A 10,628-nucleotide genomic window follows, 5' to 3' on the forward strand; every position below is an offset into this window, starting at 1 on the left:
CCGGAGGGCGAGCTGCTGTCCTGCTGACCCGGGGGAGTTCCGGCTTCACCCGCACCGAGACCGCACGGGTACGAGCTCTCGTCGACGCGATTGCTTCGCGGGTCGACTCCGCGACGTCAGCGTCCGGGTTGCCCTCGATGAATGTGGCCGTTGGATCGACGCACGTGGGCGACTGACACCGGACGCCTCCATCCAGGAGACGCTCGACTTCATCTTCGCGGAGTACATCACGCGCATGCCTGCGGCCCCTGACCTGCGTTCGTGTGACGGGAAACGCAACGCGTGCCGAACCGGAGGTGAACGGAACCGTTCGGCGAGACGAACACTCGGTCGTCGATGCGGTGAGCGCCCGAACACCGACTTCTGCGAATCCGGCCTGTCGTAGCCTCGCTTCGATGTCCACTCTCGACGCGACCGACATCCACACGTTGATCGACGCGTTTCGCACGATGTCAGCAGAGGAAATCGCATCGAGCGGATTCCGTGTCGAGGGGACGTTCGATGAGATCGACGATCCCGTACTTCTCGGACCTGATGGCTTGCCGGTGATGACCTGGCGGGAGGGCTACCCGTACGACGAACGGATGGAGCGTCACGACTACGAGCAGGAGAAGCGGGCGCTGCAGGTCGAACTCCTCAAAGCACAGGACTGGATCCGCGAGACCGGCCACAAGCTCATTGTCCTGTTCGAAGGTCGTGACGCCGCCGGGAAAGGCGGAACCATCAAGCGCTTCACCGAGCATCTCAACCCTCGCGGCGTCGGCATCGTCGCTCTCGGCGTGCCCACGGAACGCGAGCAGGGACAGTGGTATTTTCAGCGGTACGTTCAACACCTACCGACACGTGGCGAGATCCGTTTCTTCGACCGGTCGTGGTACAACCGTGGCGGGGTCGAAGCGGTGATGGGGTACTGCAGCCCGGATGAGCACGAGTCGTTCCTCCGCTCGGTGCCGGAGTTCGAACGCATGTTGATCGAGTCAGACGCGACGCTGGTGAAGCTCTGGTTCTCGGTGTCACGTGCTGAACAGATCACTCGCTTCACGATTCGACGAATCGACCCCGTCCGGCAGTGGAAGTTGAGTTCCACCGATGTTGCCTCACTCGATCGTTGGGACGACTACACCCGGGTGAAGTCCGAGACGTTCCGCCGTACTTCGACGCCACACGCACCGTGGACGATCGTGCGCAGCAACGACAAGAAGCGCGGCCGCGTCAACGCCATGCGTCACGTGTTGCACCTGTTGCCGTACGACGGCAAGAACCCCGACGTCGTGTTCGCACCCGACCCGCTCATCGTCGGCCCCCCGATCGCGATCGCGTCGGAGGACGGCGAAGAGGACTCTTGACGTTTGCCGGTCAGGTGTCGAATCGACCGTGTCGAGCGAGAGAGCGAGAGAGCGAAGTGTTGCTCGATCGGGGGTCGCCGGTGAGTTCGGAACCGAACCAATCGGGCGGTTGATTGCCGACTTCGACCGAGACTGTCTCAGGGCCTACGAGCCTGGTGCGGTGATCGTGATGACGGGGACTTCGACGTTGCGTTCGATCTTGCTGGGGAGGTCTTGTCGGAGCCATTTCGACAGCTTGGTCGGCAGGGTCGAGATGATGATCTCGTCGATGTCGTGTGCTGCGATCACGTCAGTGATCGCGGCCACGGTGTCGGGGTCGTTGGCGATGTCGCCGGTGACGGTTGCTCCAAGATCGGTGAGCCAGTCGATCCCGTAGCTGAGGCGCTGCTGGGCGAGTTTGTGGCCGTCGGCGACTCCGACCGAGTTGGATCGTTGCGGGGTCACTCGGATCGGGCTCGACGTTGTCGGGGTCGAGGCTTTGGGAGGGACGAAGAGGTGGAAGTGGTTCTTGCCGGCGGTGATCCGTTTCGTGATCGCTTCGGCGAGTTCGTCGCCGCCGAGCGTCTGGTTGGCGATGATCAGACAGGTACCCATGGAACTCCTTGAGATGGAAGGTGAGATGTGTGGTGAGGTCGGCGAAGCCGAGGATCCCCTTCAACTCGCCGTCGGCGGCATCCGTTGATCCCCACCCGCACCGTCACGCGACGACTCCGAGCGACACGGTCAACGCTTCGACACGTGTGCGCACGTCGTCTCGGATCTCGGCGAGTACGTCGGCGGGGTGCCCGGTCGGGCTCTCGATGTCCCAGTCCTCATACCGTTTGCCCCCGATGATCGGGCACGCGTCGCCACATCCCATCGTGACGATCACGTCCGCGGTCTGGGCGACTTCGTCGGTCCACGGCTTCGGGTACTCGGTCGAGATGTCGATTCCGACCGCCGCCATCGCGTCGATGACACCGGTGTTGGTGTCTGCTGCCGGAGTCGAGCCGCCCGAGAACACATCGACTCGGTCGCCGGCCAGATGCCGCATCCATCCGGCTGCGATCTGGGAGCGGCCAGCGTTGTGAACGCACAAGAACAGCACCGCCGGCTTCGTGACGGTGGAGTCTTCGGGGCGTGCGAGTGCTTTGAGTCGGTCTCGTGCGACGCGTTCGATCAGCACTGGGAGCCACATCGAGATCGTGGCTTGTGAGGTCAACTGGTTCTCGGAGTCGTGGATGAATCGTTCGATTGTTTCGGTGTTGAAGGTGCCGTCGAACTCGCGTTGCAACCGTTCGGCGGAGTCGCGCACGAGTCGGGCCTCTTCGGTATTGAGGCTGACGCCAGCGGATTGGTCTCGGGAGGTGTCCATGGTTTCGGGTCCTTTCGAAGCGTTCACGATGTGAGCGTCGAGAGTCGTGTTTCGATGTCGGCAATGACGGCATCGAACGCAGCGGCGGTTCCGATGTCGACGGGGTCTGGGATCGACCAGTGCCACCACGCATCATCAGGGTTGAGTTCTTCGTGAGCCCGGTCGCACACCGTCACGACCTGCACGTTCAGATCGTTCTCGCTCAACAGGTGCGGGCGGGCACCCGATAGATCGAGGCCCACACGTCGGCCAGCCGCGACCGCTCCGGGGTGGATCTGCTCGGCGGGGTTCGTGCCCGCCGACGTGGCCCGTGTGCCGACCCGGTCACGCCACAGCGCTGCTGCGAGTTGTGAACGCGCCGAGTTGTGCGTGCACACGAACAACACCGTCGAAGGTGCTGTCACGCTCGCCAGTCCGAGCAATGACAAGGGTCGTCGGTCGAGGCGTACGTATCGCCGACGGCGATCACCTGCGGACACGAACCGTTCCACGAGACCGACCTGCGTCAGTACGTCAAGGTGATGTGCCAGCAGGTTCCCGGCGAGCCCGAAGCGTTCCGACAGCTCGCTCGGGGTGCGGTCGCTGACGCTCAGTTCATCGACGATCGCCAAACGGGTCGGATCAGCCAGGGCGCCATGAAGTTTCGAACGGGTGGCAACCAAGTCGTCCTGCACACGGCCAGTATCTACCCCACCAGTGTTGAGTCAACTTCTACTGAAGTGAATTCGCCTGCTGTTCATCTTGGCGAAGACCGCCACACGGGTTCGGGTATCGGCGCCGATGAGGGTTTGGCCCATCGTTCGGTCTCGTCGACGTCGCTCGGAAGTCGCACGGCACCTCGTCTGTCAGAAATCCACCCCTTCGGATTCTGGTCCGCGACGGTGGGGGCGTTGCTCCAGAAGCCGGTAGTGCGATCTCGTCAGACCAATGAGACGCTTGGTTCGGGCAGGACAACAGTACGCGCGGTGCGTTGTTCCGAACGGGCTCGGTGCCTCCACAGTCGTAGGAGAACGCCATGACGAGCACGCTCGAGAGATCGACGCCACCTTGTTTGCGCTGCCGACGATGCCGCCGGTTGCGGCCCGAATTTGGTCCTCCAGCTCCGATGCGCCCGAGCGGGTGGCGAGCAGCGAGTCGCACGGTGTCGGTCGTTCCCTGCAGCGCAGGAGTGCTCGTTGTTCCCACCGCTACTCGTGAGCGACGGGTGAAGAGTCGTGGAACCCCTGTTGCTTGGCTCATCGCGCACGGCACGGCTTCCTGCCGCACCGCGCCGTTTCAGCCCGACGACGGTCGACGCAAAGCGATCGCCGGTGGTCAAGTCGCTTCGCCCGAGCGGCGACGAACATTGCGATTTGGTCCTATCTGGATGTAACGGCTGGCCGCAGGTCCGGTTCACGATCGGACCTGCGTGAAGTTCTGTCTACTGCCCGAGTGCGAACTGCGGCCGAACACCAGTCGAACCCGGCGTGAACCTCCCGGTTCTGAGCGTCGAGTGCGCGGTCAGGTGTCGGGTCGGCCATGGCGGGCCAGTGTTGCGTTGCTCCATGCGGAGTCGCCCATGAGTTCGGCGCCGAACCAGTCGGGCGGGTCGAATGCTGCTGCGTCGCTTTCGGAGGCGAACTCGACTTCGGCCACGCCGAGGCCGGTGAGTGTGCCGGAGTAGACGTCGACGTCGGCGACGTACCGTGGCGATCCATTGCCGAGGGTGACGTGGTGTCGTGTCTTTTCGATCCGGCGGCCAACGGTCAGCGGCCACAGTGCTTCGGCGTCGTGGGCGGTGATCGCGATGTCGACTTCGGTTCGCGACAGCCCGGCGCCGGCCTTCACGGTCAGATGCGCTGCGGTCTCGGAGATCCGAACGCGCACTTCGACTGGTTCGTCCTCGGCGAGGTAGCCCTGTCGGAGGTGGGTTCCGGGTCCGAGCCGTTCGGTGGACGGGACGTCGGGGACGAGGAATTTGCGTTCGATCTCGATGGGCACGCAAACAGTATGGGGATCGCTGCGCTACGTTCGAGTCTCGGATGACGGTGGCCACCTTCCAACTCCCCGGCAAGGACGTCACGGCTATCGTCGCGTCGCTCGCCGAGCTGGGTTTCGTGTTCGGCCCGCCGCGGACGCTCACGACGACGTTGGTCGACACCTTCGACGGTCGGCTGCATCGCTCCGGTCTGCGCCTCGAACTGCGCACGTCGGAGGGGATCGAGCTGGTGTTGTCGGGCGCCGATGTGGTGCCGGCGCACCTGTTGCTCGACACCGCGCCGGCGGTGGTGGCCGATCTGGCGCCGGGTCCGTTCCGGTCACGCGTCGCGTCGCTCGTCGGTATCCGGGCGCTGTTGCCCCAGATCCGGGTCCGGATGGAGCAATCCGCCGGAACATGGCGCGATGGGACCGACAAGACGGTGGCGGTCGCCGAGCTCAACGAACGCGTTCACGTCGTCAACGGGGCCGACACCGGCCTGTTCGGGACGATCGAGATCCACGAAGTGCCCGGCTACGCGAAGCAGACCCGCCGGGCGCTTGAGGTGCTGCGACGCGCCGGACTCGCAGAGTGCAGTGTCGACACGTTGACCCAGTGTGCTGAGGCCGCCGATGTCGATCTGGCCGGCTTCAAGGCGACAGCGACGGTTCCGCTCCACGCCCCGATGGCTGCGATCGATGGAGTTCGGGCCGTGCTCGCGAACCTCGAAGTGGCGATTTCCGCGAACTGGCGGGGTGCGATCGACAACGTCGACACGAAGTTCCTCCACGATCTGCGGATCGCAGTGCGGCGCACCCGCACCGTCCTCGCAGCATCCAAGGCGGTCATCCCCGCCGACGTGCTCGACCCTGCGAGCGAGGGTTTCAAGTGGCTCGCGGGAGCGACCGGTGCGGCTCGCGATCTCGATGTGTACCTGCTCGAGTGGGAGCAGTACACCGCCCCCCTCGGCGTCGATACTGCGACTGCGTTGGAATCTGTGCGCGATCTCCTCACACGCCACCACCGAAACGCTCACGTCGCGCTCAGCCAGGTCCTGGAATCCGACCGGGCATCGGCACTGATCACGGACTGGAGAGGGTGGCTCGACACTCCGGTCGACGACGACGGTCTCCCGCGACGAGCCGGTCATCCGATCGGCAAGGTCGTCGCCAGACGAATCGCCCGCGCTCACGACGCACTGATCGACGAAGGGCGTCTGATCGGTCCGGACACTCCAGCCGACGACGTCCACGATCTCCGCAAGGACGCCAAGAAGCTCCGCTACCTGATCGAGTGCTTCTCCAGCATCCTGCCCGACAAGTCCCGCAAGAAGTACGTCAAGCAACTCAAGGCCCTCCAAGAGAACCTCGGCGAACACCAGGATGCCGAAGTCCACATCGCACTGCTCCGCTCGATCACACCGGAACTCGTGTCCGCCGAAGCCGACGCGAACACGATGGTCGCAATCGGCGAACTCATCCAACGTCTCGAACAGACACGACTGGCCGCTCGCACGGAATTCGCCGAACGCTTCGCCGACTACGACAGCGCAGCCACCCAACACTCCTTCGACGCGCTGATCGAAGCGATCTCGCAGTGAAGGTTCTCGCCACGTACAGCATCAAGGGCGGTGTCGGCAAGACCACGACCGCCGTGAACCTCGCTCGACAGGCAGCTGCGAGTGGGTCGCGCGTGCTGTTGTGGGACCTCGACCCCCAAGGCGCAGCAACCTTCTTCGTCCGTGTGAAACCGTCGGTCAAGGGAGGCGCCGATCGCCTCGTCAGCAAAACAGGATCGCTCGCAGCGAACATCCGAGCTACCGACGATCCAGCGGTCCACATCGTGCCAGCCGACTTCTCGCTGCGCCACCTCGACCTCGCCCTCGACGACACCAAACACCCCACCCGGCGCCTCGCCGCACTCCTGGCCCCCATTGCCGACCGCTACGACGTCGCACTCATCGACTGTCCGCCCGGGATCACCCTGACGAGCGAAAGCGTCTTCGCCGCCGCCGACGCGTTGATCGTGCCGACCATCCCGACCACCCTGTCCGAACGAACCCTCGACCAGCTGACCACTTTCCTCTCCGATCACCCGCCCGCACCGATGGTCCTCGCGTTCGCGTCGATGCTCGACCGGCGCAAACGACTGCAACGCGACACTCTCGCTCACCTGATGGCCGACATCGATGGTTTCTTGCCGACAGCGATTCCGAACTCCAGCGTCATCGAACAGATGGGAGTCCACCGGTCCCCGATCGCCGACTTCGCGCCCCGCAGCCCCGCCACGATCGCCTACCAGAACCTGTGGGCCGACATCGCCGGACGAGTTTGGACCTGACCAGAGTCCCGTTCGCAGCAGACCTTTCGAGGCAATCCGGTCGCACGACCTTCGCCACCCACACGCCACTTCACGCCGATTTCTCGATGACCCGTACCAACTGCCGGGATGAGCGCCGGACCGGCAGACGAGCCGGTCGTCGGTTCAGACGCCGACTTGCAGGCCTTCCTTCAATGCGGCGAGGAGTTGTTCGCCCCACTGGCGGGCGCGGTCGGCTTCGCCGCTCTGCAGATGGTTCTCCTTCGTCACAAAGAAGCTGCACGGAGCCAGGATTTCTTCGAACCCATGCTTGCGCAGGCGTTTGCTGATTCCCTTCGATGCTTGGCCGGTCAGGACAGTAGAGCCTTTTGCTCGGGTATCGAACGCCGCGGCCCACCGAACGTTGGCGCCGAGCGCATCGAACCAATCGCGAAGCCCGGGACCTTCGGCATCAGGGTCGAGGTCCACCTCTTGGCCTGGCTTGGTCGCCATCGTCACCGCCGAGGCCCGAGTCGAGTCGCGGCTCATGCCGTGCACATGGGTTGGACCACCCACCACGACGAGGTCGGCGCCGGCGAGCACCTCCCTGGTTGCCTGCCCAACCGGCACTACTCGAGCGTCGGCCGATACCAGCCCGGCGGCGATGGACTCGGCGATCAGGTGCGTGTTCCCAAACATCGATTCGTAGACGATGATGACCTTCATGGCGAACCCCTTTTGTGTTTGTCCCTTCAGGATGAGCCCGTCTGCCGATGCCGACCAGGGCCATCCGACCCGAACGCCCTGGTTCGGAGGGAGTTCATCGACCAAATCCCGGCCTGACAAGGGTCACATGGAGCGGACGGTGGACGGCCGTTGCTTGGGGAAGTACGTTGCCGCGATGGAATCCGCTCCGTTGATCGCCCCTCACCAGCAATGGACGTCGAACGACGGTGCCGAGACGATCACGATCGATCACGTCGAAGCATCCCGCTGGGTGACCACGACGGTGGGCGGTTCCACCCGGTCCATGACGGGTGCTTCCATCCGCGAGCGATATCGACTCGCCCAGTACTGACGTCCCGATGAATCACGTCGGTTGCCTGCCGACCTGGAGCTCCCCTCCTCATCGATCGTCGATCCCGGATCGATCGACAGCGCTTTCAACCGAAACAGGATCGACTGGCTCGTGACCATCGACGACGAGCTGTGTCCACGATCGAAAGAGTGATCAGCGACCAGAGCCTCACCGATACCGCCACTCAGTACCTCAGCAGCTACCGCTCGCGACGCAAGCCCACCAACTCGCCAGGCACGCATATCGACAGCACCCGACCTTGACCTGGACCGATCAGAACGGCACTTCCTCCGCACTCCCACCTGACCCATAATCACGGTCCGCACCACGACGCCGGCGGTCGCCACATGGTCAGCAGGAACATCAGCTTTCTCGCCTGAGAACACAGATATGCCCCGGCGGCGACAGCCTCAGGACCAGGGAGTTCACCAAGACCGGCGTGTCAGATCGGGCCGTGTCGAGCCGATTTCACAAGTGTCAAGTTCCGGTAGCCGTGTTCCGGTTTGACTCCGGTAGTCGTGTTCCAGTGCCGGAGGGGGTTTCAGGCGGCGTTGACTCGTGATGGTCGGCCACCGGCGTTGGCGAATGCACCGTTCTCTCTTGACCGGTCGTGACGGATCGGGAGCACTTTCAGCAGTTCGCCACCGGCGGAAATTTCGACGGTGTCACCAACGATCGCGACCTGGACCTGACGCCGGCAGTGCTTCTTGCTGATCCGATAGCCGTGTCCAGCGAAGCTCACCGAACCCGATGAGTCGACCTTGCGCGTCACACTCTGACCGACTGTTGCTTGCTTGGGACGCGGTCGCAATGTCCTCGCTTTGCGCTTCAACGCCGGCCTCTCCTTGGCCGGCCGATGCCGCTGCGCGTGCGTCGCAACCAACACGCCCTGGTGATGGATCGACACCAGACCGTCAGCGACTGAGACGTCGACAGGTTCACCATCGAGCCACACCCCGACCGGATACAACACCGCAGCGAAACTGATCTTGCCGGTCCGGCCGACCTTGCGAGTCGTCGACGGCTCCGCTGTTGGTTCGACCGGCACCGCAGGTTCGGCGGCGGCGAGTCGGAAGCGTTCCCACGGCACCACATCGCCAATGCCTTGATGTCGTCGGTCGTGGTTGTATTCGTGCACCCAACCATCGAGCTGGGCTTGGGCGTCAGCGATCGACTCGAACACTTTGCCGTTCAAGAACTCGCGGCGCAGCGTCCGATGCCACCGCTCCACCTTGCCGGTCGTGGTCGGCGATCGAGGCGCAGTCAGGATGTGTTTGATCCCGTTCTCCCGACAGATCCGATCAAACAACACCTCACCCTTACCCGGCCCGAACCGACCCGTGAACACTTTGCCGTTGTCCGTCAAAATCTCTTGAGGCAAACCGTGAGATCGCATCGCATTGGTGAGGGCTTCGCACACCGGGAGCGCGGTCGCCCGCTCGACGACATGCGCGGAGATGATGAACCTCGAGTGATCGTCGATTCCCGACACAATCGACGCCTTCCACCCGTTCACCAACCGCACACCGCCAACAACATCCATCTGCCACAACTCCATCGACCGCGACCGCTCCCACCGCCGATAGTCGCCCTTCTTGCGACGGCGCGCTTCAGGGACAATCAGCTGGTGACGGACCAGACATCGATAGATCGCCGACAACGAAGGCAACGGCTCAACATGTTCGGCTTCCAACCTGAACCTGATCGTCCGCTGGCCCCATCCCGGCTGCAACCGTCGCAACTCGACAATCCGGGCCTCGATCTCGACGGGCATCTGATGCGGACACGACAACGGCGACGTTGACCCATCAGCCAACCCAGCCAAACCATCAGCCGCGTAACGACGCAACCAACGATGCACCGTCTGGCGCGTCACCCCACAACGAAACGCCACGTCAGTGACCGACGCAGCGTCATTGATCACCTCCAACACAGCTGCATAACGCTGCTCCACAAGCCTCAACTCCACCAACACAATGACGACCCTCCCGAACCTCGATGACGTTCAACATCACCATCGAAGAGGGCTCAACACCGATTGTCGAGAACACACGCGCGTAACACAGCTACCGGAACCACTGTCACCCAGCTACCGGAGCCAGTCCGAAAAGTGGAACACACCAACCGAAGCCAACACGTCAAGCATGAACCGGAACAGAACCCAATTTCACAAGCGCACTAGCCACGGACAAGGCACGAAAGCCGACGCCGGCAGTGACCAAATAGCCTCTGACCAGGTGTTATATGGAGCGGATGACGGGAATCGAACCCGCGTTCTCAGCTTAGGAAGCGCTTCGAGTCTGATCGCATCGTGCCTGCGTGTGGGTTGTGTCACCTGGTCAAGGCCGGGTTCCGGTACTCCGAGTGTTGTGCGCTGTTGCGCCGTATTACGCCCTGTTGAGCGTCGTTCTAGGCACGATTTAGGCACGCCGTTCGACCTGGTCGAGGAATGATCGAACTGCGAGCACGGCGTCGGCTCGGAGGGTTGCGATGCTCGAGTCTGGATGATCGACGAGCATCTGTTCTGCGAACGCGCGGGATCCCTGAGCGTCGACGTCGGCGAAGTTGCTTCGGAGGTCGTCGAGTGCGGTCTGA

The 10,628-nt window shown here is 63.3% G+C and carries 10 protein-coding genes; 4 read left to right on the top strand and 6 right to left on the bottom strand.

The features are described from left to right. Positions 1 to 449 precede the first annotated feature (449 nt). Positions 450 to 1,346 carry a polyphosphate kinase 2 gene (ppk2, locus tag ACH2EI_RS14720; protein WP_395153339.1) on the top strand — a complete coding sequence of 299 codons (897 nt, stop codon included), beginning with the start codon at positions 450 to 452 and terminating at the stop codon, positions 1,344 to 1,346. Between the two features lie 144 nt (positions 1,347 to 1,490). Here the strand turns inward: ppk2 and ACH2EI_RS14725 are convergent, their stop codons facing one another. The 4 genes from ACH2EI_RS14725 to ACH2EI_RS14740 all read right to left on the bottom strand — a co-directional run bounded on the left by ACH2EI_RS14725 (position 1,491) and on the right by ACH2EI_RS14740 (position 4,680). Beyond that, positions 1,491 to 1,940, bottom strand: coding sequence for a hypothetical protein (locus tag ACH2EI_RS14725; protein ID WP_395153333.1), 450 nt, complete (start codon positions 1,938 to 1,940; stop codon positions 1,491 to 1,493). 103 nt (positions 1,941 to 2,043) lie between these two features. After that, complete coding sequence (locus ACH2EI_RS14730; RefSeq protein WP_395160581.1) at positions 2,044 to 2,700, bottom strand: arsenate reductase ArsC; 657 nt, start codon at positions 2,698 to 2,700, stop codon at positions 2,044 to 2,046. Positions 2,701 to 2,723: 23 nt separating this feature from the next. Continuing rightward, a complete protein-coding gene (locus ACH2EI_RS14735) occupies positions 2,724 to 3,374 on the bottom strand; it encodes a helix-turn-helix domain-containing protein (RefSeq protein WP_395153331.1) in 651 nt (216 codons plus the stop codon). An 826-nt stretch (positions 3,375 to 4,200) separates the two neighbouring features. Further along, positions 4,201 to 4,680: an adenylate cyclase gene (locus ACH2EI_RS14740; RefSeq protein ID WP_395160583.1), complete on the bottom strand. Its 480-nt coding sequence runs from the start codon at positions 4,678 to 4,680 to the stop codon at positions 4,201 to 4,203. Positions 4,681 to 4,721: 41 nt separating this feature from the next. On the opposite strand from ACH2EI_RS14740, the gene ACH2EI_RS14745 reads away from it, so the two are divergent. Together ACH2EI_RS14745 and ACH2EI_RS14750 are read left to right on the top strand one after the other, a co-directional pair. Beyond that, positions 4,722 to 6,257 carry a CHAD domain-containing protein gene (locus ACH2EI_RS14745; RefSeq protein ID WP_395153329.1) on the top strand — a complete coding sequence of 512 codons (1,536 nt, stop codon included), beginning with the start codon at positions 4,722 to 4,724 and terminating at the stop codon, positions 6,255 to 6,257. After that, the gene (locus ACH2EI_RS14750) at positions 6,254 to 6,997 is read left to right on the top strand and encodes a ParA family protein (protein ID WP_395153328.1); all 744 of its coding nucleotides are present in this window, start codon (positions 6,254 to 6,256) and stop codon (positions 6,995 to 6,997) included. Before ACH2EI_RS14745 ends, ACH2EI_RS14750 begins: the two co-directional genes overlap by 4 nt. Positions 6,998 to 7,141: 144 nt before the next feature. Here the strand turns inward: ACH2EI_RS14750 and ACH2EI_RS14755 are convergent, their stop codons facing one another. Beyond that, positions 7,142 to 7,681 (bottom strand): flavodoxin family protein, encoded by a 540-nt coding sequence (locus tag ACH2EI_RS14755; protein ID WP_395153327.1) that lies wholly within the window; start codon positions 7,679 to 7,681, stop codon positions 7,142 to 7,144. 175 nt (positions 7,682 to 7,856) lie between these two features. On the opposite strand from ACH2EI_RS14755, the gene ACH2EI_RS14760 reads away from it, so the two are divergent. After that, positions 7,857 to 8,033 carry a hypothetical protein gene (locus tag ACH2EI_RS14760; protein ID WP_395153326.1) on the top strand — a complete coding sequence of 59 codons (177 nt, stop codon included), beginning with the start codon at positions 7,857 to 7,859 and terminating at the stop codon, positions 8,031 to 8,033. A gap of 541 nt (positions 8,034 to 8,574) precedes the next feature. Here the strand turns inward: ACH2EI_RS14760 and ACH2EI_RS14765 are convergent. After that, on the bottom strand, positions 8,575 to 10,008 hold the full coding sequence (locus ACH2EI_RS14765) for an IS481 family transposase (protein ID WP_395160585.1): 1,434 nt from the start codon (positions 10,006 to 10,008) through the stop codon (positions 8,575 to 8,577). Between the last annotated feature and the right edge of the window lie 620 nt (positions 10,009 to 10,628).

Origin of the sequence: Ilumatobacter sp. (assembly GCF_041688325.1) — a bacterium.
Classification (GTDB): Bacteria; Actinomycetota; Acidimicrobiia; order Acidimicrobiales; family Ilumatobacteraceae; genus Ilumatobacter_A.